Annotated in this window: 24 protein-coding genes; 16 read left to right on the plus strand and 8 right to left on the minus strand. The window is 69.8% G+C overall.

The annotated features are described in order from the left end of the window. Positions 1–31: 31 nt before the first annotated feature. The 3 genes from NOW55_RS14940 to NOW55_RS14950 are packed head-to-tail and all read left to right on the plus strand — an operon-like array spanning position 32 to position 2,058. Positions 32–343 carry a 30S ribosomal protein S24e gene (locus NOW55_RS14940; RefSeq protein ID WP_256400912.1) on the plus strand — a complete coding sequence of 104 codons (312 nt, stop codon included), beginning with the start codon at positions 32–34 and terminating at the stop codon, positions 341–343. A gap of 2 nt (positions 344–345) precedes the next feature. Then, positions 346–480 carry a 30S ribosomal protein S27ae gene (locus tag NOW55_RS14945; protein WP_256400913.1) on the plus strand — a complete coding sequence of 45 codons (135 nt, stop codon included), beginning with the start codon at positions 346–348 and terminating at the stop codon, positions 478–480. Continuing rightward, complete coding sequence (locus NOW55_RS14950; protein ID WP_256400914.1) at positions 481–2,058, plus strand: bifunctional N(6)-L-threonylcarbamoyladenine synthase/serine/threonine protein kinase; 1,578 nt, start codon at positions 481–483, stop codon at positions 2,056–2,058. 3 nt (positions 2,059–2,061) lie between these two features. Here NOW55_RS14950 and NOW55_RS14955 read toward each other — a convergent pair whose 3' ends face one another. Next, the gene (locus NOW55_RS14955) at positions 2,062–3,063 is read right to left on the minus strand and encodes a transcriptional regulator (protein WP_256400915.1); all 1,002 of its coding nucleotides are present in this window, start codon (positions 3,061–3,063) and stop codon (positions 2,062–2,064) included. Positions 3,064–3,235: 172 nt separating this feature from the next. Between NOW55_RS14955 and NOW55_RS14960 the strand changes: the two genes are divergently transcribed. The 7 genes from NOW55_RS14960 to NOW55_RS14990 all read left to right on the plus strand — a co-directional run bounded on the left by NOW55_RS14960 (position 3,236) and on the right by NOW55_RS14990 (position 9,974). Next, a complete protein-coding gene (locus tag NOW55_RS14960) occupies positions 3,236–4,504 on the plus strand; it encodes a tRNA(Ile)(2)-agmatinylcytidine synthase (protein ID WP_256400916.1) in 1,269 nt (422 codons plus the stop codon). A gap of 216 nt (positions 4,505–4,720) precedes the next feature. Continuing rightward, a complete protein-coding gene (locus tag NOW55_RS14965) occupies positions 4,721–4,984 on the plus strand; it encodes a DUF7967 family protein (protein WP_256400917.1) in 264 nt (87 codons plus the stop codon). 157 nt (positions 4,985–5,141) lie between these two features. After that, complete coding sequence (locus NOW55_RS14970) at positions 5,142–6,125, plus strand: ABC transporter ATP-binding protein (RefSeq protein WP_256400918.1); 984 nt, start codon at positions 5,142–5,144, stop codon at positions 6,123–6,125. Continuing rightward, on the plus strand, positions 6,122–6,970 hold the full coding sequence (locus NOW55_RS14975; protein WP_256400919.1) for an ABC transporter permease subunit: 849 nt from the start codon (positions 6,122–6,124) through the stop codon (positions 6,968–6,970). The genes NOW55_RS14970 and NOW55_RS14975 overlap by 4 nt, the downstream gene beginning before the upstream one ends. Before the next feature lie 100 nt (positions 6,971–7,070). After that, the gene (locus NOW55_RS14980; protein WP_256400920.1) at positions 7,071–7,982 is read left to right on the plus strand and encodes an ABC transporter ATP-binding protein; all 912 of its coding nucleotides are present in this window, start codon (positions 7,071–7,073) and stop codon (positions 7,980–7,982) included. Between the two features lie 61 nt (positions 7,983–8,043). After that, positions 8,044–8,907, plus strand: a complete 864-nt coding sequence (locus tag NOW55_RS14985; RefSeq protein ID WP_256400921.1) for an ABC transporter permease — start codon at positions 8,044–8,046, stop codon at positions 8,905–8,907. 53 nt (positions 8,908–8,960) lie between these two features. Next, on the plus strand, positions 8,961–9,974 hold the full coding sequence (locus NOW55_RS14990; protein WP_256400922.1) for a phosphotransferase family protein: 1,014 nt from the start codon (positions 8,961–8,963) through the stop codon (positions 9,972–9,974). 9 nt (positions 9,975–9,983) lie between these two features. Here the strand turns inward: NOW55_RS14990 and ligA are convergent, their stop codons facing one another. The 4 genes from ligA to NOW55_RS15010 are packed head-to-tail and all read right to left on the minus strand — an operon-like array spanning position 9,984 to position 14,352. Next, complete coding sequence (ligA, locus tag NOW55_RS14995) at positions 9,984–12,074, minus strand: NAD-dependent DNA ligase LigA (protein ID WP_256400923.1); 2,091 nt, start codon at positions 12,072–12,074, stop codon at positions 9,984–9,986. A gap of 46 nt (positions 12,075–12,120) precedes the next feature. Then, a complete protein-coding gene (locus NOW55_RS15000) occupies positions 12,121–13,173 on the minus strand; it encodes a hypothetical protein (RefSeq protein ID WP_256400924.1) in 1,053 nt (350 codons plus the stop codon). A 42-nt stretch (positions 13,174–13,215) separates the two neighbouring features. After that, complete coding sequence (locus tag NOW55_RS15005; RefSeq protein WP_256400925.1) at positions 13,216–13,773, minus strand: magnesium transporter; 558 nt, start codon at positions 13,771–13,773, stop codon at positions 13,216–13,218. Then, a complete protein-coding gene (locus NOW55_RS15010; RefSeq protein WP_256400926.1) occupies positions 13,774–14,352 on the minus strand; it encodes a magnesium transporter in 579 nt (192 codons plus the stop codon). A gap of 448 nt (positions 14,353–14,800) precedes the next feature. Here NOW55_RS15010 and surE point away from each other — a divergent pair, with 448 nt between their 5' ends. From surE to NOW55_RS15040, 6 genes are all read left to right on the plus strand, one after another. Further along, a complete protein-coding gene (gene surE, locus NOW55_RS15015; protein ID WP_256400927.1) occupies positions 14,801–15,649 on the plus strand; it encodes a 5'/3'-nucleotidase SurE in 849 nt (282 codons plus the stop codon). A gap of 120 nt (positions 15,650–15,769) precedes the next feature. Then, entirely contained in the window at positions 15,770–17,065 is a 1,296-nt protein-coding gene (locus NOW55_RS15020) for an ABC transporter substrate-binding protein (protein WP_256400928.1), read from the plus strand. Positions 17,066–17,068: 3 nt separating this feature from the next. Next, positions 17,069–17,983 (plus strand): branched-chain amino acid ABC transporter permease, encoded by a 915-nt coding sequence (locus NOW55_RS15025; RefSeq protein WP_256400929.1) that lies wholly within the window; start codon positions 17,069–17,071, stop codon positions 17,981–17,983. Continuing rightward, complete coding sequence (locus NOW55_RS15030) at positions 17,980–19,023, plus strand: branched-chain amino acid ABC transporter permease (protein ID WP_256400930.1); 1,044 nt, start codon at positions 17,980–17,982, stop codon at positions 19,021–19,023. The genes NOW55_RS15025 and NOW55_RS15030 overlap by 4 nt, the downstream gene beginning before the upstream one ends. Beyond that, complete coding sequence (locus tag NOW55_RS15035) at positions 19,020–19,775, plus strand: ABC transporter ATP-binding protein (protein ID WP_256400931.1); 756 nt, start codon at positions 19,020–19,022, stop codon at positions 19,773–19,775. Before NOW55_RS15030 ends, NOW55_RS15035 begins: the two co-directional genes overlap by 4 nt. After that, entirely contained in the window at positions 19,769–20,536 is a 768-nt protein-coding gene (locus tag NOW55_RS15040) for an ABC transporter ATP-binding protein (RefSeq protein WP_390293597.1), read from the plus strand. Before NOW55_RS15035 ends, NOW55_RS15040 begins: the two co-directional genes overlap by 7 nt. Positions 20,537–20,539: 3 nt before the next feature. Here NOW55_RS15040 and NOW55_RS15045 read toward each other — a convergent pair whose 3' ends face one another. From NOW55_RS15045 to NOW55_RS15055, 3 genes are all read right to left on the minus strand, one after another. Further along, positions 20,540–21,514, minus strand: coding sequence for an ornithine cyclodeaminase family protein (locus tag NOW55_RS15045; protein ID WP_256400933.1), 975 nt, complete (start codon positions 21,512–21,514; stop codon positions 20,540–20,542). Between the two features lie 43 nt (positions 21,515–21,557). Next, entirely contained in the window at positions 21,558–22,271 is a 714-nt protein-coding gene (locus tag NOW55_RS15050) for a class I SAM-dependent methyltransferase (protein ID WP_256400934.1), read from the minus strand. A 210-nt stretch (positions 22,272–22,481) separates the two neighbouring features. Next, positions 22,482–23,885 (minus strand): signal recognition particle protein Srp54, encoded by a 1,404-nt coding sequence (locus tag NOW55_RS15055; RefSeq protein WP_256400935.1) that lies wholly within the window; start codon positions 23,883–23,885, stop codon positions 22,482–22,484. Between the last annotated feature and the right edge of the window lie 60 nt (positions 23,886–23,945).

The following is a 23,945-nucleotide window of genomic DNA, read 5'->3' on the forward strand; positions in this document are numbered from 1 at the left end:
CTTCGCGGGGTAGATTAGGTAACTGGATACCATGGACATCGAGATACTCTCTGAGGAGGAGAACCCCATGTTGCACCGAACGGACGTCAAGTTCGAGATGGCTCACGAGGAGGCGACCCCGTCCCGTCTCTCGGTTCGTGACAGCCTCGCGGCCATGCTGAACAAGGACGCGGACGAGGTCGTCATCCGCAAGCTCGACACGAAGTTCGGGATGCGCAAGACCGTCGGCCACGCGAAGGTGTACGACACCGCAGATCGCGCCCGCGACGTCGAGCAGGACCACATGCTCGACCGCAACAAGATCGGCGCCGACGACGCCGGCGAGGAAGCGGAGGAGGCCTGACGATGGCACGCCACGAGTACTACAACGACGACGGCGAGGCCGAGCGAGAGCTGTGTCCGCGCTGTGGCGACACGTTCCTCGGCGACCACGGCGACCGCAAGCACTGCGGGAAGTGCTCCTACACCGAGTGGGAGTAGATGCACGTCCTCGGCGTCGAGGGCACGGCCTGGTGCGCCAGTGCCGCCTGCTACGACGCTGAGGCCGACGACGTTCTCATCGAGTCCGACGCCTACGAACCGGAGAGCGGCGGCATCCACCCGCGCGAGGCCGCCGAGCACATGCAGGAGGCCCTGCCAGCGGTCGTCGAGCGCGTCCTCGAACAGGTCGACGACCCCATCGACGCGGTCGCCTTCTCGCGCGGGCCCGGACTCGGCCCCTGCCTGCGCATCGTCGGGACCACGGCCCGGGCGCTGGCCGGGGCGCTCGACGTACCGCTCGTCGGCGTCAACCACATGGTCGCGCACCTCGAAATCGGCCGCCACCGGTCGGGATTCTCCTCGCCGGTCTGTCTGAACGCCAGCGGCGCGAACGCCCACCTGCTCGGCTACCGCGACGGCCGCTACCGCGTGCTCGGCGAGACGATGGACACCGGCGTCGGCAACGCCATCGACAAGTTCACCCGCCACGTCGGCTGGTCGCACCCGGGCGGGCCGAAGGTCGAGGCCCACGCCGCCGACGGCTCGTTCGTCGACCTCCCGTACGTCGTCAAGGGGATGGACTTCTCCTTCTCGGGCATCATGTCCGCGGCGAAGCAGGCCTCCGACGACGGCACCCCGGTCGAGGACGTCTGCTTCTCGCTGCAGGAGCACATCTTCGGGATGCTGACCGAGGTGTCCGAGCGTGCGCTATCGCTGACCGGCAGCGACGAGCTCGTCCTCGGGGGCGGTGTCGGCCAGAACGCCCGCCTCCGCGGGATGCTCGAGACGATGTGCGAGCAGCGCGGCGCGGACTTCTTCGCGCCCGAACCCCGGTTCCTGCGCGACAACGCCGGGATGATAGCCGTCCTCGGCGCGAAGATGTACGCGGCCGGGGACACGCTCGCCATCCCCGAGTCGCGCGTCGACCCGAACTTCCGGCCCGACGAGGTGCCGGTCACGTGGCGGGACGACGACGAGGACGTCGCCATCGCCCCCGAGTCGGGGCCGGTCCGCGGTGCCGAGGCCGTCGTCGAGTTCGACGGCGACACGGTTCGAAAACGGCGCGTCCCGAAGCGCTACCGCCACCCCGACCTCGACGCGACGCTGCGGAGCGAGCGCACGACACAGGAAGCCCGGCTGACGAGTCTCGCCCGGCGGGTCGGCGTCCCGACGCCGGTCGTCCGCGACGTCGACGTCGGGTCGGCCACCATCGAGTTCGAGTACGTCGGCGCGGCGGACCTGCGCGACGCCCTCTCGGCGGCACGGGTCCGCGACGTTGGACGCCACCTCGCAACGATCCACGCCGCCGGGTTCGTCCACGGCGACCCAACCACCCGGAACGTCCGGGTCGGCGGCGACGACGACCGCACGTACCTCGTGGACTTCGGCCTCGGCTACCACACCGACCACGTCGAGGACTACGCGATGGACCTGCACGTCTTCGACCAGAGCCTCGTCGGGACCGCCGACGCCCCCGACGAGCTCCGGGACGTCGTCCGCGACGGCTACCGCGAGGCCGGCGACGAGCAGGTGCTCACGCGGCTGCAGGACATCGAAGGCCGCGGTCGGTACCGGTGAGAATCAGGCGGGCCGCTCTTCGACGTCGGCGCGCTCGCGGATCAGCTCGCGCAGCTCCTCGGCGTCGCGCAGCTTCTCTACCTCCTCGCGCTCGACGATGGCGGTGCCGTCGACGGACTCGCGCTTCGAGCGGTCGACGAAGTACACCGACCGGGTACGGGTCACGTCGCCGATGGAGGCCATGATGCGGGCGCGCTTCTCGGCGGCCTGGGTGAACGCCGAGTGACCGGTGAGGATTGTGTCCTCGCGGACGTCCCACGCGTCGCCGTCGTCGCTGGCCTCGTGGTCCTCGCTGACGGCCTTGAACGGCGCGCGTGTCGTCGGGTGGACGTCGAAGCCGACGCGGGTCATCACCGCGACCATCGGCTCGTCGTCGGGGTCGGCGTCGGGGTCTTCGGGCGTGGGCTCGGCGTCGCGGACCTCGTCAGCACCGTCCTCCAGCACGTCGACGGGGGCGGTGAGGGGTGCGTCGAACAGCTTCTCCAGCCGCATCGCGACCTCGACGGAGGCGTTCATGCCGTCCTCGTACTTCGAGACGGTGCGACGGGAGACGCCGAGTTCGCTGGCGAGCTGGCCGAGGCTCATGTCCTGCTCCTCGCGCTCGTCGGCGAGCAGATCGCCGTCGATGTTGACGTAGAGGCCGCCGGGCGCGGCGTAGACGAGCGGTGGGACGCCCTCGACGAACAGGCCCATGGCGGTGTCGGGCGCGAAGACGGGGACGCCGTGGCGGAAGTAGACCACGTCCGATTCGAGGTCCTCGTCGCGGGTCCGGAGGCCGATGACCATCGGGGTCGCGTTGAGGTACGCGCCCAGCCGGCGCATCTCCGCGCCGGTCGCGGCGTCGAACGCGTCGATGTTCGAGAGCACCTTCAGGAGGACGAGGTCCTCCCCGCGCCGGGCCGCGAGGTCGAAGCTCTTGGGTCGGATGGCACACCGGTCGCTCACGGCGAAGCCCGCATCCTGGAGCATTGCTGTGAGGTTGCCGACCAGTGCATCCCGGGACATACCCGTACGTAATCGATTCTTCGCATATATGTGTTGTGCCGGGCGCAAACGCCCGATGTCCGGCGATTCCCGACGAGTCGAGGGGAAGGTACAAATACGAGGTCCGCCGCGCCCGCGGGCCCGCGACCCGGTCCCGAAAGCGATTACCCGCCGCCGCCGCTACGAACCCCCGATGACGGTCATCGGGCTGGACGACACCGACTCCCGCGAGTTCGGGATGTGCACGACGTACGTCGCCAGCGGCGTCGCCGACCGGGTCGAAGCAGCTGGCGGCCGGGTCGACCGCGTACTGCTCGTCCGTCTCAACCCCGCCGTCGAGCACAAGACGCGGGGCAACGCCGCGCTCGCGGTCCACTGCGACGTCGCACCCGAGACTGCCGAGTCCATCGCCCGCGAGGAGCTCGCCGCAGCAGAGACGGACGACCCGAACACGAACCCCGGGTTCGTCGTCGCACCCGGCGCTCCGGACGCCGTGCCGGACGCCGTCGCCGCCTTCGCCCGCGACGCCCTCCGCGAGATCCACGCCATCGACGACGCCCGCGTCCTCGCCGACGAGTCCGGCTACCGCCACGGCGGCCACGGCAACGCCCGCGGGACCGTCGGCGCACTCGCCGCAGTCGGCGCGTGGGCCGCCTTCGACGACTGGACGTACGAGCAGATCAGCTACCGCGAGCCCGACCGCTGGGGCACCGAGCGCGAGGTTGACCTGGACTCCCTCTTCGCCGCCGCGGACCGCCACTACCCCGACGCCTGGGACACCGTCGACCGCGTCGAGGGCGAGGCCGTCTGCGTGCCCCACACTCCCTGCCCGATTCTCCACGGCATCCGGGGCGACGACCCCGATTCGGTCCGCGCGCTCGCCGGCGAGATTCGAAGCGAACCCGTCCACGACTCGCGGCTGTTCGTCACCAACCAGGGCACCGACGCCCACCTCGCCGACGGGGACCTCGGTGCGCTCGACCCGAAGCGGGGGTGGCGGGTCGACGGGCAGGTCCTCGCGGAGCCGGAGACGCGCGAGGGGGGCCACGTCTTCGTCGAGTTCGGCGACGAGGACGGCCCACGCATGGACTGTGCCGCCTTCGAACCCACCAAACGGTTCCGGGACCGCGTCCGCGCGCTCCACCCGGGCGACCGCCTCACCGTCTGCGGTGAGATGGACGACGGCACCCTCAAACTGGAGAAGTTCGCCGTGCGCGAGCTACAAACCACGGAACGCGTGACGCCGACCTGTCCAGACTGCGGCCGGACCATGAAGTCCGCGGGGCGGAACCAGGGTTACCGCTGCCGGGACTGTGGCACCAGCACCGAGGGCAAGGTCGAGACCACCGTCGAGCGCGACCTCGAACCGGGCTGGTACGAGGTGCCACCGTGTGCCCGCCGGCACGTCGCCAAACCGCTCGTCAGGGGCGGGTTCGACGCCGAGACGCACCCGGAGCGGTGAGGGAAACCGATTCAATGCTGTGGCGCGCGGCCGTCTCGGAATCGCGGCGCGCTTCCGATGGACACTGAGAGCTTGCTCTCACGCTGGCGGGCGAACCGAAGGCCGCTCGCCGCGATCGGGCGAGGGACGAGAAGCGCGGCCGATACTCACAGTAGAAGCGACGGATACTCCCGGGCACCGACACCGACAAACCCCTCCCACCCGAAGCCCGGTTCAATGACCGACACCGTGCAGTGCTGGCTCGTGGAGCGCTCGTTCGGCGACCGGAACCTCGTGACAGTGATCTACGCGACCGAGGACGGCGCACTGTACCGCCAGCAGGAGCGCTCGGAGCACGCGGTGCGCCGGTCGCCCGTCACCGCAGGGGCTGCGTTCCCGGCGGCCGAGCTGGAGGAGACGCCCGACGAGGAGACGCGCGAGCGCTACGCGAAGGAGGCCAAGCGGACGGCGGCGTCGTACGAGCCGGACGAGGAGATCTGAGGCGCCAGTCCATCAGGGCGCCGGGAGGAACAACCCAACAGATACGAAATCGAATACAAGCAATGGTCTTCGACTATATTCGCCCCCGTAGAGCCACATAGAGCCATGCTACTACCCATCAGAGTATCTATAAGTAGCCGAAAAGCGTATATCTGTTATGGCTTCTGTAATCGAACTTACCAACGTGACCAAGCAGTTCGGTGACGTCACCGCGCTGCGAAACGTCGACCTCGCCGTCGAGGAGGGCGAGGTGTTCGGATTTTTAGGCCCGAACGGGGCCGGCAAGTCCACCACCATCGACATGCTGCTCGACTTCGTCCGGCCCACAGCCGGCGAGATCCGCGTGCTGGGCATGGACCCCCAGGCCGACAGCGTCACGCTCCGAAGGCGTGTCGGCATCCTCCCGGACGGCTACGACATCTACGACCGACTCACCGGCCGCCAGCACGTCCAGTTCGCCATCGACTCGAAGGGTGGCGACGACGACCCCATCGAACTGCTCGAGCGCGTCGGCATCGCCGACGCCGCCGACCGCAAGGCCGGGGGCTACTCCAAGGGGATGACCCAGCGGCTGGTGCTGGCGATGGCGCTCGCCGGCGAACCCGACCTCCTCGTGCTCGACGAGCCCACCACCGGCCTCGACCCCGCCGGGGCGCGCGAGATGCGCGAGATCATCCGCGAAGAGGTCGCCCGGGGCGCGACGGTGTTCTTCTCGTCGCACATCCTCGAACAGGTCGAGGCGGTCTGTGACCGCGTCGCCATCCTCAACCGGGGCGAGCTCGTCGCCGTCGACACCATCGACAACCTGCGCGCGAGCATGGGCGACGGCGCGACGCTGACGGTGACCGTCGACGCCGAGCCGACCACGGAGACGCTCGACGCCATCGAGGCGCTCCCGGGCATCAACTCCGTCGGTGTGGCCGGCACCACCATCACGGTCCACTGCGCGTCGAGCGCCAAGACCGCCGTGCTCGACGCCATCGAGGCGTCCGGTCTCGGCGTCTCGGACTTCGCGACCGAACGCACCTCGCTGGAGGACCTGTTCCTCCGGTACACCGGCGACGCCGACGGGCCGACCGTCGGGGCGGACGACACGACCGACGACCCGGCCGCCGACGCGGCGATGGAGGTGGAGCGATGAGCTGGTCCGCCGTCGCACGGAAGGACTTCCAGGACGCCCGCCTCTCGCGGTCGCTCTGGCTGCTGACGGGGCTGTTCGTCCTGTTCGCGGCCGGCATGGCGTGGGTGTACACGGAGATCAGCAGCCTCGGCGCGGACGACCCGCAGCTCACCGCGCTCGGGCTGTACGACTTCCTCGCCTCGTCGGCGACGCTGTTCGTCTCCATCGCGGCGCTCGTGCTGGCCTACAAGGCCATCGCGGGCGAGCGTGATTCGGGCAGCGTGAAGCTCCTGCTCGGCCTGCCCCACTCCCGGCTGGACGTGGTGCTCGGCAAGGTCGTCGGGCGCACCGCGACGCTCGCGGTCTCCATCGTCCTCGGGTTCGCCGTCGCCCTCGGGGTCATCGTGGCCCTGTACGACGCGTACTCGCTGGTCGACTACGCGCTGTTCGTCGGCGTGACCCTGCTGTTCGCGCTGGTGTACGTGAGCCTCATGGTCGGCATCTCGGCCAGCGTCTCCACCAGCGGGAAGGCAGCCGCCCTCGCGTTCGGCACGTTCGTCGTCGTCGAGCTGCTCTGGGGTGCGGTCGCCACCGCCGCGGTGTACGTCGCCAACGGCTTCGCGCTCCCGACCACCATGGCCGACTATCCGACCTGGTACTTCGGCATCGTGAGCCTCTCGCCCAGTGCGGCCTACCAGTCCGCCCTCGCGACCGTCCTCGACGGGGCGAGCACGACCGGCGAGGTCATCGGCGGCACCGCCGAGGCGGTCTACCTCGAGCCCTGGTTCGGCTTCGTCTGGCTGGCGCTCTGGCTGGTCGTCCCGCTCGCCATCGGCGCGTTCCGGTTCAGCCGGGCCGACCTCTGAGCGAGGGAACACGGGCCGTGGCGGGGACGGAAGCCGGTTTTCCGGGTCGATAAATCGCCGACCCCTTTTATCTGATGCCTGGTCGTAGCGTGGCACACACATGGCCGCCATCGAACTCGACGACGTCACCAAGCGGTTCGACGAGGTCACCGCACTCGACGAGCTCACCATGACCGTCGAGGAGGGGGAGGTGTTCGGATTCTTGGGCCCGAACGGGGCCGGCAAGTCCACCACCATCGACATCCTGCTCGACTTCGTCCGCCCGACCAGCGGCTCGTGCCGGGTGCTCGGCATCGACCCACAGCAGCGACCGGAGGCCGTCCGGAGCCGGGTCGGCATCCTCCCCGACGGCTACCACGTCTACGACCGGCTGACGGGCCGCCAGCACGTCCAGTTCGCCATCGACTCCAAGGGCGGCGACGACGACCCGATGCACCTCCTCGAACGGGTCGACATCGCCGACGCCGCCGACCGCAAGGCCGGGGGCTACTCCAAGGGGATGACCCAGCGGCTGGTCCTCGCGATGGCGCTCGCCGGCGAACCGGAGCTGCTCGTGCTCGACGAGCCGACGACGGGGCTGGACCCCGCCGGCGCGCGCGAGATGCGCCGCATCATCGAGACCGAGGTCGACCGCGGCGCGACCGTGTTCTTCTCGTCACACATCCTCGAGCAGGTCGAGGCGGTCGCCGACCGCGTCGGCATCCTCAGCGAGGGCGAGCTCGTCGCCGTCGACACCATCGACAACCTCCGCGACGCCACCGCCGCTGGCGAGACGCTGACCGTGACGCTCTCGACCCCGGCGAGCGAGTCGGCTATCACCGCCGCCGAGGCGGTCGCCGGCGTCCAGAGCATCGCCGCCGACGGCACGACGCTCACCATCTCCTGTGAGGGCAACGTGAAGATGGACGTCCTCGACGCCATCGAGTCCGCCGGCCACGAGGTCGTCGACTTCTCCACCGAGGAGACCTCGCTGGAGGACCTGTTCATGCAGTACACGGAGGTGAGCGCATGAGTTCCGTCGGACGACTCCCGTCGCCCGACGACCTCACGCTCGCCGCCGGGGGGTGGTTCGCGTGAGTTTCGCACTCGTCGCGAAGAAGGACTTCCAGGACGCCAGCCGGTCGAAGGTGCTCTGGATCCTCTCCGGGCTGTACGTCCTGTTCATCTCCGCGATGGTCTGGGCGTTCTCCGCGTTCGAGGGGCTACTCTCCGGGGACGAGGCCGCGGCAGCCGCCCAGCAGGGCGTGAGCTTCAACCTCTACCTGTTCATGGCCGGCGCGACCACGCTGTTCATCTCCGCCACCGCGCTCGTCGTGAGCTACAAGGCCATCGCCGGCGAGCGCGAGTCCGGGCAGCTGAAGCTCCTGCTCGGCCTGCCCCACTCCCGGCTGGACGTGCTCCTCGGGAAGGTCGTCGGCCGCACCGCCGTCCTCGCTGCCCCCGTCCTGCTGGGCTTCGCCGTCGCGCTCCTCGTCGCGTTCGCCCTCGGCGTGAACGTCGTCGTCACGGAGTACGCGATCTTCGCGTTGCTGACCGTGCTCTACGCGCTGGTGTACGTCAGCATCGTCGTCGGCGTCTCCGCGATGGCCAACACGACCACGCAGGCGACCGCCGGTGCCATCTCCATCTTCGTCGTCCTCGAGGTGCTCTGGGAGCTCGTGCCGACCGTCACGGTGTTCGGCTACTACTACGTCACCGACCAGCCCATCCCCGTGTCGCCGGCGGAGTACCCCGAGTGGTTCTACGTCGTCACCCGGCTCGCCCCCACCGCAGCGTACAACGTCGCCCGGAACGCCGTCCTCCCGAAGTCAGCCTCCGTCAGTATCGACAGCAGCTCGTTCCTGCTCCAGGACTGGCTCGGCTTCGTCGTCCTCGGGGTCTGGCTGGTCGTGCCGCTGGTCGTCGGCTACTGGCGGTTCGACGCTGCCGACCTGTGAACGCCCCCCACGCCACCTGAACCCTTTTTCGGCCCGACGCCGTCCGTCGGAACGTGTTCGACACCGAGCCGTTCACCGACGAGCAGGTCGACCGGGCGGTCGCACTGGCCTGCGACGCCACCGTTCGGTCGTACAGCCACGCCGAGGAAGGCAGCGACCGCATCGCCGTCGCGACGCTGACCGACGACCGCCGGGTGGTGCTGAAGGCACCGGAGCTCGTCGACCCGGAGCGGTTCCGGCCGGAGCCACGCCTCGCCGCGCTGGTCGACCGCGAGACCGACGTTCCCGTGCCGACGGTCCACCACGTCGGCGAGGACGGCCCCATCGACGGCCCCTGGTTCGTCATGGCCCACGTCGACGGCGAGAACTGGGAGAACCGCGCGAGTGAGTTCCCGGACGACGGCCACGAACGGCTCGTCCGCGAGGCGGGGCACAACCTCGGCCAGCTCCACGGCATCAGCCACTTCGACGGCTTCGGCCGGGTGGGCGTCGACGGGTCGGGCGCGCTCCGTGTCGACGAGCCCCGACCGGACTGGCGCGAGTGGTTCCACGAGCTCGCCCACGGGAAGCTCGACCGGATGTCGGACGGCCCGTTCGACGACCTGCTCCCGGCCTGTCGGCGCGAACTCGACCGGCTCGCCGACGCGGTCCCCCGGGACGTCCGGCCCGCACCGGCCCACACCGACTACCGGCTCGGAAACCTGCTCGTCGACCCCGATGCGCCGCCCGATGACGCGGTCACGCGGGCCGTCATCGACTGGGGGAACACGTACACCGCCCACGGCGAGTTCGACCTCGCGAAGACCGCGGACTTCCTCTTCGGCTGGGAGGACGTCCCCGCCGACCGACAGGCGACGCTCCTGGAGACGCTCTACGGGGCGTACGCCGCCGAGACAGGAGTGGACCGCGACGCGGCGTTCCGGGCGCGCCAACACGCCTACCGGCTGGTCACCAGGCTCGCCGGCATGGAGGGCGTCCCGTTCTGGTTCGCGGACGGCTCGGACGCACAGGCAGCAGCCGAGACGCGCCACCGCGCGTTCCTCCGGGACCGCTACGACATCGCGTAGGGCGGCCGGTCACTCGCCGACCCAGTCGTCGACACCGTGGTCCCGCAAGACCTCGCGGAACTCGCCCTCGTCGACCGTCGGCACGTCGTTCGCGTCGGCGTCGTCCCGCTTCGACTGGCCGGGGTTCTCGCCGACGACCAGGTAGTCAGTGTTGCCCGACACCGACGAGGTGGCCGACCCGCCGTGGCGCTCGACGAGCGCCTGGAACTCGCTGCGGGACTCGGAGAGTGACCCGGTGAAGACGAACGTCAGCCCGTCGAGCTCGGCCGCGCCCTCGTCCTCGTAGGGGTGGGGTTCGACGCCCGCCTCGGCGAGACGGTCGAGGACGCGCTGGTTCGCCTCGCTCCGGAAGAAGTCGACGATGGTCTCGGCGACGATGGGGCCCACGTCGTCGATGGCGCGCAGGCGCTCCTCGTCGCCGGCTTCCGCGGTCTCGCGGAGCGCATCGAGGCTGCCGAACTCGGCGGCGAGCGCGCGGGCCGTCTCGGGGCCGACCTTCTGGACCCCCAGCGCGGCGAGGAAGTCGGGGAGTTCGGGCTGCTTCGAGGCGTCGAGTTCCGACAGAAGGTTGTCGGCGCTCGTCTCGCCCCAGCCCTCCAGTTCGAGGAGGTCCGTGCGCTCGATGTCGTAGAGGTCGGCGACGCCGTCGGTGACGAGGCCGGCCTCGACGAACTGCTCGACGGTCTCCGCGCCGAGGCCCTCGACGTCGAGCCCGGTGTCGCTGGCCCAGTGCTCGACCGAGCGTTTGAGCTGGGCGGGACAGCCCAGACCGCCGGAACAGAAGGCGAGGGGCCCCTCGCGCTCGACCTGGCTGTCACAGACCGGGCACGTGTCGGGTAGCTCGAAGTGACCCTCGCTGCGCTTCTCGACGACCGCCGCGACGTACGGGATCACGTCGCCGGCGCGCTCGACGCGCACCACGTCCCCGACGTCGACGTTCAGGCTCTCGATCTCGTCGGGGTTGTGCAGGCTCGCCCGCGAGACGGTGACGCCGCCCACGTCGACCGGGTCGAGCAGCGCAACGGGCGTCAGCCGGCCGGTGCGGCCGACCTGCACCGCGACGTCGGCGAGACGGGTCTCCTCGTTCCGGGCGGGGAACTTGTAGGCGAACGCCCACCGGTACGAGCGGGCGGTCGCCCCCAGCTCCTCGCGGGCGGCGCGGTCGTCGACCTTGACGACCACGCCGTCGATCTCGTAGTCGAGGTCGTCGCGCTCGTCGAGCAGCCGGTCGCGGTAGTCGATGGCGGCCCCGATGTCACAGCCCGTCTCGACGCGGTCGTTCAGCGGCAGGCCGAAGCCGGGGAACGCCGCGAGTGCGTCGCTGTGTGTCTCCCACTCCCGGCTGGAGTCGAGCACGTCGAAGAAGAAGACGGAGAGCGGCCGTTCCGCGACGATGGCCGGGTCCTGCTGGCGGAGCGTCCCCGCCGTCGCGTTCCGCGGGTTGGCGAACGGTTCCTCGCCCGCCTCGACGCGCTCCTTGTTGTGGGCGGTGAACGCGTCCTTCGGCATGTACACCTCGCCGCGGACAGCGAGATACTCCGGATGGTCGCCCCGCAGTCGCTGGGGCACCGCCGGAATCGTGCGGACGTTCTCGGTCACGTCGTCGCCTTCGTGGCCGTCACCACGGGTCGCCGCGCGCTCGTAGCGGCCGTCGCGGTAGATGACCTCGATGCTGACGCCGTCGAACTTCGGCTCGCAGACGTACTCCACGTCGCCGACCGCCGCCCGGACCCGACGGTCGAACTCGCGCACGTCCGCGGCGTCGCCGGACTGGTCGATGGACAGCAGCGGCGCGACGTGCTCGACCGTCTCGAACGACTCGACGGGCTGGCCGCCGACCCGGCGGGTCGGAGAGTCCTCAGTCTGCAGGTCGAACGCGTCTTCGAGCGCCTCCAGCCGCGAGAACAGCGCGTCGTACGTGCGGTCGCCGATGACCGGGTCGTGCTCGACGTAGTAGCGGTAGTCGTGGTACCGGACCGCCTCGCGGAGCAGGTCGGCCTGCTCGCGGGCCGCCTCCTCGGTCAGCGCTGCGACCGGCTCGAACGTCGTCTCCGGGTCCTCGACGTACGGGTTGTCGTCGGCGAGTTCGGCCTCACTCATCGGTTCCGGCTTGGGAACGGGCCGGGTTAGGTCTTGCTCGATTCCCTCAGCACTCGTCGACGCGCTGGAGGTCGGCCTCGGCGGCGTCGCGCTGCTCGCGTGCGGTTGCGGCGTCGCCGTCACGGGCGGCCGCGGCCGCCTGCCGGAAGTGCTCGGTCGCCGCGACGAGGTGCTCGCTCTGACAGCGCGAGCGGTCGAGGTGCGTGGCGATGCTCGACGGCGCGTTCTCGATGCCGGCGAACGCCTCGTCGGCGGCGGTGAACTGCGCCTCGGCGTCGGACAGCGCGGCCTCGGCCACGTCGTACTCCCGGTCGTCGAGGGCCTCCTGTGCGGTCACCAGGTCCTCGCGCCCGAGCAGGATGGCCTCGTACCCCTCGGTCATCGCGAGCAGTGCGTCGACCAGCCGGCTGGCCGCGGTCAGCGACGGCTCCAGCTCGTCGTAGCTGACGGCGTCGACCGCCTCCAGCCGTGCCGGCTCGATCTCGGCAGCGGCCTCCTCCGCCGCCGTCACGTGGGCGTCGGCCTCCTCCGCCCGCGCCTTCGCCTCGCGGACCTGCGCGAGCGCCTCGTCGTAGTTGCCCGCCTCGACCGTGGTCTGCACCTCGTTCAGCCGGCCGTCGACGTCCACGGTCGAGAGCAGGTCGACCAGCCGCGTCATCGACTCCAGCACCGTCGCCAGCGCCCTGAGCGTCTCGATAGTCGCCTGCTGGTCGGCGCTCGCGCCCTCGGCCGCCGCGTCGAGGTCCGACCGGGCCGCGTCGATCGCCGCGAGCGTCTCCTCGGTGTCGACCTCGACCGAGGTCGGTTCCTCCTCCAGCTGGGACTGGAGCTCGGAGAGCCGGTAGCCGACGCGGTTGAGCATCCCGACCGCCGCACGGATGTGCTCGCCGGTCTCGTCGCTCGACCCGTCGCCGTCCGAACCATCGTCGTCCGACCCGCCGCTGCCGCCGTCGCCGCCGCCCGAGCCGCCGTCGTCATCGGTCGAGCCACCGTCGTCGCCGTCGTCACCGCCGGCTGTGCCACCCGGTGCCTCCGAACAGCCGGCGACCGCCGTCGCCCCAGCGACCGCGAGTGCCCTGATGAAGACGCGTCTGTCCATGTCTGCCTGTGCTACCGGAGCCCCGAACTTGACGCTTCTGGCCTACAGCAGCAGAATCACGGCGGCGAACAGGACCAGCACGCCGAGCACGTCGCAGGTGTTCGTCACGACCGGGATGACCACGTCGTCGGGGTCGAGCCCGAGCCGGTAGGCGGCGTACGTCGTCACCAGCGTCACCGCGATGGCGAGCACCGCCAGCACGGCCCCGGAGAACGCCGCCACGAGGACGACCTGTCCGGGGGAAAGCGTCGCCCCCACGGTCAGCTCGGTCAGCGCCCACGCGCCGAACCCGACCACCGGGAACACCGAGACGGCGAGCCCGGCCGTCGCGAGCGCGTTGCCGACGAGCGTGTCGTCCTCGGGGGAGAAGGAGACGGTGCCGAGGTGGACCGCCGTCGAGAGCCGCGCCGCGAGGATGGAGCCGAGGTTGCCCGCCGTCCCGATGGTCACCGGCACGAGCACCAAAAGCGACGGCCGCGCCAGCAGCTCCTCCTCGAAGCTCCCGAGCACCAGCCCCGAGCCGAGCTCGACCAGCGAGAGCGCGAGCAGCAGCGGGAGCATCGCCCGCGAGATCGACCGGACCGACCAGTGCTCGGGCACTCAGATACCCCCGAAGAACAGCACGGTGCGCGCCGCGAGCAGGAGAAAGGCCATCCCGAACACGTCGCCCGTCGTCGTGACGATGGGGCCGACGAGCGTGTCCGGGTTCTGCCCCCGGCGGAAGCCGACGAAGACGACCGAGACGACCGCGACCGTGAGCGTGATACCCGAGAGGAGCCCCGCGAGCAGCGACACCGCGACGAGCGTCGACAGCGGCGCGGCCGCCTCCCCGAGCAGTCCGAGCAGGACGTACGCCGCCGTCGCCGCGAACAGGCTCACGAACAGCCCGTTCGTGATGGCCGCCGCGATGGCCCCCCGGAGCCGTTCGTTCCCCAGGTCGATGCGGGGTTCGAGCAGCCCCTGGTGGAGCCCGGTCGCGAGCCGCGCACCCAGCGAGCCGTAGACGTTCCCGCGCGTCGCCAGCAGCGCCGGGACGAGCACCAGCAGTCCGGGCACCTGCTGGAGCTCCGAGCGCATCCCGCCCAGAACGAGGCCCGCGAACAGCCCCCCGACGACGCTCGCCCCCAGCGCGGGCAGCGCCTCGCGGTAGGCCTCGCGTGCGACGGCGCGGATGCTCATGTGGGTCGGCACACGTGCGAGGGTGATAAAAGACCACGCCGCGACTGCCGGACTGACCAGGTGGCGCGCGGCTGGCGAGCGTGCCGAGCGCAGCGAGGCCGCGAGTCATCCGCGCGAGGGACGAGAAGCGCAGCGCCAGCGAGCATCGCAGGAGGCTGGGGAGGTTCGAGGGCGGTTGCGGTGCTGTGCGGCGGGTGGGACTGAAAGGGGCGAGCGTCTCGACGACGGTGGACGAAGTAAGCACCGCAGGAACGAGGAGCGCAACGAGTCCTCCGAGTCGAGACGCTCGGGGCTTTCTGCCTGTTGATGGTTCAAGCGAGTCCCACGGCTGAAAGAGACTCCCCAGCGGTCCGAAATCCTCCGTTACCCCATGAACCGAAACCGAACACTCCATTCAGAAACGGACTCCGGGAAGACTTACCTCGTCGAACACGAACGCTCCGACAACGTGACCGACATCCTCCTGACGAACGACGACGGTATCGACGGCGACGGGCTGGCCGCCCTCCGCGACGAACTCCTCGACATCGGCGACGTGACGGTCGTCGCGCCCGCCGACAACCAGTCCGGCGTGGGCCGCAAGCGCTCGCGGTACACCACCCGCGAATCCCACGAGTGGGGCTACGCCATCGCGGGGACGCCGGCGGACTGCGTTGCCTACGCCCTCCGGGGGCTGGACCGCGAGTTCGACCTCGTGGTCTCGGGCTGCAACCACGGGCCGAACATGGGCTCGTACGTGCTCGGGCGCTCGGGCACCGTCGGCGCTGCAGTCGAGGCGGCCTACCTCGGGACGCCCGCTGTCGCCGTCTCCGCGTACCACAACGTCGAGTTCTTCACCCACCCCGCCGAGGAGTTCGACTTCTCCGAGCCGACCCGTATCGCCGGCGAGCTCACGCGGGCGGCGCTCGACGCCGAGGTGTTCGACGCCGTCGACATCCTGAACGTGAACGCGCCGTGTGACGCGACCGACCCGCGGCTCCGGGTGACCCACCCGCACGACGACTTCGACGTGCGCGTCGAGCACCGGAGCGTCGCGGAGGCCGAGGTCGAGGACCTGCCCATCGACGTCGAGCCGGACGACGAGCTCGTCGCGCTCAACGACAAGTTCTGGCCGCACGTCGAGAACTGGGAGAACCCGCTGGCGGACGCCGAGACCGTGCGGGACCGCTACCCCGTCGGGAGCGACCGCCGCGCCGTCGTCGACGGCGAGGTGAGCATCTCGCCGCTGACCGCACCGCACGAGGCCGCCCACCACGAGAAGCTCGACGCCATCGTGGAGCAGCTGAATCTTGCCTGACAGTCCATGGTCCGGTGGCGGCGCGTTGCCGACCCGGGAGGGTCGGTGAGACGTCGAAAGTGATAGCCGTCGGGGAGAAACCCGAGTAAACTATTTTAACGATGAGTGTTACCTTGGCTCATGGTTGGAAACAGCGACAGGGTGGTCGACCGGCGAACGTTCCTCAAGATCAGCGGCGCGGGTAGCATCGCAGCGACCGCCGGGTGCCTGGGGCTCGGCGGCGGCGGTGGTGGTGGTGCCATCACGGTCGGACAGCCAGCGGCCCAGACCGGCCAGTGGGACTTCCTGCAGCCGGGCGTCTCGAAGGCGACCGACGTAGCCATCCAGCGCATCAACGACGCCGGCGGCCCGCTCGGCCGCGAGCTCGACCTCGAGCGCTCGGACACCTCGGTGAACCCACAGCAGGCACGCACCGTCGTCACGCAGCTCACGGAGAACGAGGACGCCGTGGCGCTGCTGGGGCTGTTCTCCAGCGAGCTCGAGCCGCTGTACGAGTTCCTGCAGGAGCAGGAGACCCCGGTGGTCACGCCGTGGCCGGGCTCGAACTTCCTCGACACCCGTGGCGGCGACCACGGCACGCCGGAGGACGTGAGCGACGACGAGTGGATCTGGCGGACCGTCATCAGCGACACCGTCCACACCGCCGGTGCTGCGCTGCGTGCGCTCGAAGACGGGCACGACACCATCGGCATCATCAACGGCACCACCTCCGGGGCCCGCAGCTGGGTGAACGGCTTCCGGAGCGCCTACGAGGCCAACGGCGGGACCGTCGCCGAACAGGTCGAGGTGGCCCAGGGCGAGTCGAACTACCAGTCCGCGCTCGACCGGCTGTTCCAGGCAGAGTTCAGCGCGTTCGCGGTGAGCCTCCCGCTGGAGGACGCCATCACGCTCATGAGCGACTGGTCCGACGGCGGCTACGGCCGCCAGCCGGTCCTCTCGGACCCCCTCTCGCAGAACGAGCTCGCCACCCAGGTCGGCAGCGACCTGAACGGCGCGTGGGCTGCCAGTCCCGGCGAGTCCGGGCCGAACTACGGCACCTTCGAGAGCGCATACAACAGCGCGGAGGGCGACGCCGATATCAACGCCTGGACGCCGCCGGCGTGGGACGCCACGATGGTCACCGCACTCGCCATCGAGCGCGCCGGCGAGGCGACGCCGGAGGCCATCGAGCAGAACCTCGGCCCCGTCTCGCGCGGCCCGGGCACCGAGGTCGCCAGCTTCGCCGAGGGGAAGGAGGCGCTGGACAACGGCGACGAGATCAAGTACATGGGTGCCGCGACGCCCGTGACGTTCACCCAGTTCGGCAACGTCGTCGGCTCGGTCGTCATCAACGAGGTCCAGAACGGGGCGTTCACCCAGGTGGAGACCATCCCGGCGGAGGACCTCAGGGAGTTCGTGCCGGAGGGCGAGTACTGATAGATGGGGCTCGCACAGAACCTCATCTTCGGGCTCGTCACGGGCTCGTACATCGCCATCGCGGCCATCGGGTTCACGCTCATCTACGGCATCGTGAACATGATCAACTTCGCGTACGGCGAGTACCTCACCATCGGGGCGTTCATCGGCCTGCTCGCGGGCGGGGCGCTTCCCCTGCCGTTGCCCGTGGCGGTGCTCGTGGCGATGGTCGGTGGGGGCGTCGCGAGCATCCTGCTCGCGAAGCTGTTCTTCACGCCGATCAACCACACCGGCCCCATCCCGATGCTGCTCACGTCCATCGGGCTCGGGCTCGTGCTCCGCAACGCCATCCGGCTCTTCGCGGGCCGTAGCGCCCGGTACTACGACACCGAGACGACGACGTGGCAGTTCCAGAACGTGCCCGACCTCGCCGTCGGTCCCGTCGACCTGCTCGGGGGGTTCTTCGTGACCTCCCAGCAGCTCGTCGTCGTCGGCTGTGCGCTCGGCGTGTTCGTCGTCCTCCACACCGTCCTGACCCGGACCGACGTGGGCATCGCCATGCGGGCGATGAGCGACGACGAGGCGCTCGCCCGCGTCCGCGGCATCGACACCCAGTTCATCCGCAACAGCGTCTGGGTGCTCGCCGGGATGCTCGCCGGGCTGTCGGGCGTGCTGCTGGGCATCCAGACGAACGTCAGCGTCTCGACCGGGTTCAGCCAGATCCTCCAGATCCTGTCGGCCGCCATCCTCGGCGGCGCGGGCAGCCCGTACGGGGCGATCGCCGGCGCGTACGTCATCGGCGTCGCGCTCGCGCTCTCGACGGCGTTCCTGCCCTCGTCGATGACGGGCATCTCCTCGGCCATCGCCTTCGCCATCCTCGTCGTCGTCCTCCTCGTCAAACCCAGCGGCATCGCCGGTGCGGAGGTGCGTGAGGCGTGAGCGTCCGCGACTCCCTTCCGGACCGCGACTCCGACACCGCGCTGGTTCTCAGCGTCCTCGCCGTCCTGCTCGGCCTCGCCATCGCGTTCACGCCCGTCACGGCGACGATTCCCGGCGACCTCTACGTGTTCTTCGAGGTCGGCATCCTGTTCGTCGTCTACGGCATCCTCGTGCTGGGGCTCGACCTCCAGTACGGCCACACCGGGCTCGTCAACTTCGGCCACGTCGTGTTCTTCGCGGCCGGCGCGTACACCATGGCGATGCTCACCGCGGTGGACTCGTTCGAGGGCATGGCGCTCGGCTACCCGTGGCCGCTCGGGCTCGTCGCCGCCGTCCTCGTCGCCGGTCTGCTCGGCGCGCTCGTCGGGGCCACGTCGCTGCGGCTGCGCGGGGACTTCCTCGCCATCGCGACGCTCGCCACCGCCGAGATATTCCACACCCTGTTCATCAACTTCACCGACATCTTCGGCGGGACGACCGGCATCTTCGGCGTGCCGACGCCGCTGGGCGACATCGCCGGCACCCGCGACGCGACACTGGTCGCCACGCTGCTGGTGTTCGGCGGCCTCACCGCGCTGACGTTCGCCATCGTCGCGCGCCTCACCGAGGCCCCGTACGGCCGGGTGCTGCGCGCCATCCGCGCCGACGAGCTGGTGACCCGGGCCGTCGGCAAGCCGACGTTCCGCTACAAGATGGAGTCGTTCGTCTACGGTGCCGCCCTCGCCGGCTTCGCGGGGGCCATCTTCGCGATGTACAACGGCGCCATCTCGCCGGACTTCTTCGAGCTGCAGGTGACGGTGACCGTCTGGATCGGCATGCTGCTCGGCGGCGCATCGAACCACCGCGCGGTGCTCGGCGGGCTCGGCATCATCATGGGCCTGCGGCTGCTGTCGCGGTTCGCCCAGAACTCCGCGCCCGTCACCGCCGGCGAGTTCGCCTCGATCCGGCTCATCGTTGTCGGGCTCATCCTCATCTTCGTCATCAGGTTCCGGCCCGCCGGCATCTGGGGCGACGAACGCGAGCTGGAGGTGGACTCGTGAGCCTGCTCGACGTCGACGGGCTCGTCAAGCGGTTCGGTGGCCTGCTGGCCATCGACGACCTCTCGCTCTCGGTCGACGAGGGCGAACTCGTCGGCGTGATGGGCCCCAACGGCGCGGGCAAGTCCACCTTCTTCAACTGCGTGAGCGGCGTCGTCCAGCCCGACGGCGGCACCGTCCGCTTCGACGGCGCCGACGTGACCGGCGTGGACACCGCGACGCTCGCCCGCGACGGGCTGGTCCGGACGTTCCAGCACACCCGTCAGCTCGACACGATGACGGTGCGGGAGAACGTCCGGCTCGCCGCGCCCGGCCAGCCCGGCGAACAGCCGGTCTCGGCGCTGCTGCGCACCAGCACGATGCAGGAGACCGAGGCCGAGGTCGCCGAGCGCGCCGACGAGCTCATCGAGCTGTTCGAGCTCACACGGCTCGCCGACGAGTACGCGAGCAGCCTCTCGGGCGGCCAGCGCAAGCTGCTCGAACTCGCCCGCGTGCTGATGCTGGAGCCCGACCTGCTCCTGCTCGACGAGCCGTTCGCCGGCGTGAACCCGACGCTCACGAACGAGATCGCCGACCACATCCGCGGCCTGAACGACGACGGGATGACCCTCGTCGTCATCGAACACGAACTGGAGACGCTGACCGAGCTCGTCGATCGGCTCGTCGTGCTCCAGCAGGGCAGCCTGCTGGTCGAGGGCGAGCCCGAGGTCGTACTGAACGACGAACGCGTCATCGACGCCTACCTTGGATCATGAACGACGCAACGACGCTCGACGACGACACGCCGGACAACACCCGCAGTACGCGAGACGACCACCTGCTCGACGTGACCGACCTCGACGCGGGCTACGGCGACCTGCAGGTGCTCTCCGACGTGGACATGCACGTCGCCGAGGGCGAGTACGTCGCCATCGTCGGCCCGAACGGGGCCGGGAAGTCCACCCTGATGAAGTCCGTGTTCGGCCTCGCGGACCGGATGGGTGGACAGATAACGTTCGACGGCATCGACATCACCGATTTCCCGCCGGAGGAGGTCATCACGGTCGGGATGAGCTACGTCCCCCAGACGGAGAACATCTTCCCGTCGCTCACCGTCGAGGAGAACCTCCGCATCGGCGCGTACATCCTCGACGACGTGCCCGAGGCGCGTAGACGGGCGGTGTTCGACCGGTTCCCCGTGCTGGAGGAGCGCGGCGACCAGAACGCCGGGACGCTCTCGGGCGGCCAGCAGCAGATGCTCGCGATGGGCGCGGCGCTCATGCTCGACCCCGACCTGCTGTTGCTCGACGAGCCCTCCGCCGGCCTCGCGCCCGACCTCGTCGACGAGATGTTCGACCGCATCGACGAGGTGAACGCCGCCGGCACCTCCGTCCTGATGGTCGAGCAGAACGCGAAGGAGGCGCTCCGGCGCTGCGACCGCGGCTACGTGCTCGCACAGGGCGAGAACCGCTACGAGGGACCGGGCGACGACCTGCTCGACGACGACGAGGTCAGACGGCAGTTCCTCGGCGGCTGACGGTCAGAACGACTGCTCGGTCCCGACTCCCTCCTCGGTCGCCGACTCGTACACCGCCGCAGCCGCCGCCACGTCGAGGACTGCCGTCCCGACGCTCTCGACCACCAGAATCTCCTCGGCGGACTCCCGCCCAGCCTCGCCCTCGAACACCGCCGACAGCGGGATGAGGTCCTCGGCAGAGAGGTCGGTCGCCAGCAGGTCGCCGATCTCCGCGACCTCCTCGGGCACGTCCGCGAACACGCGAGCGGCGCGGTCGAACACTCCGGGTTCGAGCTCCTGCATCTCGGCGGTGTACGCGCCGACCGCGATGACGAGCGTGCCAGGCGAGAGCGCGTCGGCGGGGAACACCGGCTCGGTGCTGGTCGTCGCCGTCACGACCACGTTCGAGTTCTCGACCGCAGCCTCGGCCGAATCGACGGCTTCGGCGGGGATGCCGTGCCCGCGGAGGTCGGCCGCGCAGTCGTGGCGCGAGTCGCTCGGCGAGTAGATGCTGACCGAGTCGACCGCACAGAGCGCCGCGATGGCGCGGGTCTGCCAGCGCGCCTGCGTGCCCGCGCCGAGCACGCCCACGCGGAGCGGCTCTGCCGCCGCCAGCTCGCGCGCCGCCAGTCCGCCGATGCAGCCCGTCCGGGCGTTCGTGATGCGCCCGCCGTTCATGAACGAGACGGGTTCGCCGGTCCGCGCGTCGGCGAGCACGACCTGCGCGTGGATGGTCGGTAGGCCGCGCTCGGCGTTGCCCTCGTGGACGCCCACCAGCTTCGTCGCGAAGTACGGCTCGCCGTGGACGTACGCCGGCATCGCCAGTCCCATCCCCAGCGGCTCCGGCCCGTCGAGCCCGGTCCCCACGTCGTAGTGCGGGCGGGCCGGCCGTTCGACCTCGCCACGGCCCTGCTTCACGAGCGCGTCCTCCACGACGGGCGCGAGCGACGGCAGGTCGACCAGCGTCGCGACCTCGTCGTCCGAGAGTACGAGTACCATGTCGGGGAGTGACCGGGTGTCGTGTTAACTGTTTCCGGCCGGCTCACTTCGCGAGCCGCGCCTCGTAGTACACCTCGTGGTGGTGCTCCACGTCGACCACGGACCACGGCGTGCCGACGCAGATGTCCCGCAGCCGGTCCGGCGAGAACAGCAGGAAGTGCAGCGCCCGGCCGAGAATCTGGTCGCCGTCGCGCGGCTCGTACTCGAAGTGGAAGGTGCGGTGGGCGAACCCGTCACGGGGGTCGGGCCGGTAGCCGAACAGGTCGTCGACCAGTTCCGGGTCGTAGTTGTCCACCTGCGCGGTGGCCCCGGCATCGGTGACGTGCGCGAGGTCCGAGAGCAGCGACCGCACGCCCGCCGTCGACTGTGCGAGCCCGGCCTGCGTGCCGTTCAGCAGCACCGACCGGAACCGGTCGCGCTCGAACGGCAGGTCGAACATGTCCGCGACGGCGACGTTCTCGACGCCGCGCTCGCGGGCCGCCTCGATCGCGCCGGGGCTCACGTCGACTCCGAGCACCTCGGTACCCCTGTCCTCGAAGAAGCGGACGTGCTGGCCCGCGCCGCAACCGAGGTCGAGCACCGGGCCGTCGAGTTCGGCCAGTCGCGCGCGCTGTGTATCATCCCACTCCTCGTACCTGCCGAAGTAGTTCTCCGCGATGTGGCCGTCCATCCGGTCCTCGCCGTCGACGTACCGACAGTCGCCGAGCTCGCCGCGCTGGAAGTCCCGCATCGCCGTGCCGAGTGCATCTGCCACCATACACGTGAGCTAACACACCGCAATTGTAATAAGATTGTAACGAAAGGTGGTACCAATCCACAGTTGTGAACGGCTAGCGTCCACCCCAAGCGAGAGTCACGCTGGGAGATCACGTATCGACACCGGCGACGGGCCGACGCTGTCCGTTGAAATCGTCCCGACGGTACCCAGGTGGAACGTACTACGACGACTGAAAACCCGAACGCTCGACTACCCGAACGGCCCGCCGCCACCGCCCATCCCGCCCATGCCGCCACCGCCGCCGCCCTGCTGTTGCATCTTCTTCATCATGCGCTGCATGTCGCCGTCCATGCCGCCCTGGAACTGCTTCAGGGTCTGCTCCATCATCTTGTGCTGCTGGAGCAGCTCGCGGATCTTCTCCTCGGGCTGGCCGGAGCCGCGGGCGATGCGTTCGACCTGCGACTGGCCGACCGAGCGCGGGTTCTCCATCTCGTCGTCGGTCATCGAGTCCATGATGACCTCGAAGCTGCGCATGCGCTCCTGGGTGACGTCCATCGCGTCGTCGGGTAGCTGGTCCTTCAGCCCGCCGCCGCCGAAGCCCGGGATCATGTCCATCACCTGGTCGAGCGGGCCCATGCGGTTCATCGCGTCCATCTGCTTCTTCATGTCCTTCAGCGTGAACTGGCCCTGGAGCATGTCCTCGGGGTCCCAGTCCTCCTCTTCCTCCTGGGTCTCCTCCATCGCGCGCTCGACCCGCTCGACGAGCGAGCCCAGGTCGCCCATGCCGAGCAGGCGGGAGATGAACCCCTCCGGCTCGAAGCGCTCGATGTCCTGGACCTCCTCGCCGGTGCCGAGGAAGGCGATGGAGGAGTCCGTCTCGTTGACGGCGGTCAGCGCACCGCCACCCTTCGCGGTCCCGTCGAGCTTCGTGATGACGACGCCGCCGATGCCGACGGACTCGTCGAACTGCTGGGCCTGCTCCTTCGCGCCCTGGCCGATTGCCGCGTCGAGCACCAGCAGCGAGACGTCCGGGTCGACGACGCGCTCGATCTCCTCGATCTCGTCGATGAGGTCGTCCTCCAGCGCGTGGCGACCGGCCGTGTCGACGATGTGGACGTCGGCGTCCTCGGTCGCCTCCAGCCCCTTCCGGGCGATGTCGACCGGGTCGTCGTTGTCGGGGTCGCCGTAGAACTCGACCTCGGCGCGCTCGGCCATCTGCTTGGCCTGGTCGTACGCACCCGGGCGGAACGTGTCCGTCTGGATGACCGCCGGGCGGAGGCCCTTCTTCGAGAACCACCACGCCATCTTCGCCGCGGAGGTCGTCTTCCCCGACCCCTGCAGGCCGGCGAGCATGATGGTCTGCTCCTCCAGCGGGAGCTCCGTCGAGTCCCCGATGAGGTCGACCAGCTCCTCGTAGACGATGCGGAGGACGAAGTCACGCGCCGGTGTGCCCGACGGCGGCTCCTCCTCCAGCGCGCGCTGTTTGATGTTGTCCGACAGTTCCATCACGAGGGAGACGTCCACGTCCGCCTGCAGCAGCGACCGCTGGATCTCCTTGACGACCTCCTCGACGTCCTCCTCGGAGATGCGCGACTTCCCGCGGAGTTTGTCGAGGGTGCCTCGGAGAGAGCTCCCCAAGTCGTCGAGTACCATTATTGGATACCCGTACGTGGCTCCCGCCTAAAGGCCTTTTCTCGTCGACTCCGGAAGGAC

It is taken from the genome of Haloarchaeobius litoreus, assembly GCF_024495425.1.
Lineage (GTDB): Archaea > Halobacteriota > Halobacteria > Halobacteriales > Natrialbaceae > Haloarchaeobius > Haloarchaeobius litoreus.

Coding starts and splice junctions, on each gene's coding strand:
- NOW55_RS15025 (WP_256400929.1), top strand. CDS start 17,069: ATGGGGCTCGCACAGAACCTCATCTTCGGGCTCGTCACGGGCTCGTAC.
- NOW55_RS15010 (WP_256400926.1), bottom strand. CDS start 14,352: ATGAGCATCCGCGCCGTCGCACGCGAGGCCTACCGCGAGGCGCTGCCC.
- NOW55_RS14965 (WP_256400917.1), top strand. CDS start 4,721: ATGACCGACACCGTGCAGTGCTGGCTCGTGGAGCGCTCGTTCGGCGAC.
- NOW55_RS14970 (WP_256400918.1), top strand. CDS start 5,142: ATGGCTTCTGTAATCGAACTTACCAACGTGACCAAGCAGTTCGGTGAC.
- ligA (WP_256400923.1), bottom strand. CDS start 12,074: ATGAGTGAGGCCGAACTCGCCGACGACAACCCGTACGTCGAGGACCCG.
- NOW55_RS14955 (WP_256400915.1), bottom strand. CDS start 3,063: ATGTCCCGGGATGCACTGGTCGGCAACCTCACAGCAATGCTCCAGGAT.
- NOW55_RS15045 (WP_256400933.1), bottom strand. CDS start 21,514: ATGGTACTCGTACTCTCGGACGACGAGGTCGCGACGCTGGTCGACCTG.
- NOW55_RS14980 (WP_256400920.1), top strand. CDS start 7,071: ATGGCCGCCATCGAACTCGACGACGTCACCAAGCGGTTCGACGAGGTC.
- NOW55_RS14960 (WP_256400916.1), top strand. CDS start 3,236: ATGACGGTCATCGGGCTGGACGACACCGACTCCCGCGAGTTCGGGATG.
- NOW55_RS14945 (WP_256400913.1), top strand. CDS start 346: ATGGCACGCCACGAGTACTACAACGACGACGGCGAGGCCGAGCGAGAG.
- NOW55_RS14950 (WP_256400914.1), top strand. CDS start 481: ATGCACGTCCTCGGCGTCGAGGGCACGGCCTGGTGCGCCAGTGCCGCC.
- NOW55_RS15020 (WP_256400928.1), top strand. CDS start 15,770: ATGGTTGGAAACAGCGACAGGGTGGTCGACCGGCGAACGTTCCTCAAG.
- NOW55_RS14940 (WP_256400912.1), top strand. CDS start 32: ATGGACATCGAGATACTCTCTGAGGAGGAGAACCCCATGTTGCACCGA.
- NOW55_RS15050 (WP_256400934.1), bottom strand. CDS start 22,271: ATGGTGGCAGATGCACTCGGCACGGCGATGCGGGACTTCCAGCGCGGC.
- NOW55_RS15000 (WP_256400924.1), bottom strand. CDS start 13,173: ATGGACAGACGCGTCTTCATCAGGGCACTCGCGGTCGCTGGGGCGACG.
- NOW55_RS15055 (WP_256400935.1), bottom strand. CDS start 23,885: ATGGTACTCGACGACTTGGGGAGCTCTCTCCGAGGCACCCTCGACAAA.
- NOW55_RS14975 (WP_256400919.1), top strand. CDS start 6,122: ATGAGCTGGTCCGCCGTCGCACGGAAGGACTTCCAGGACGCCCGCCTC.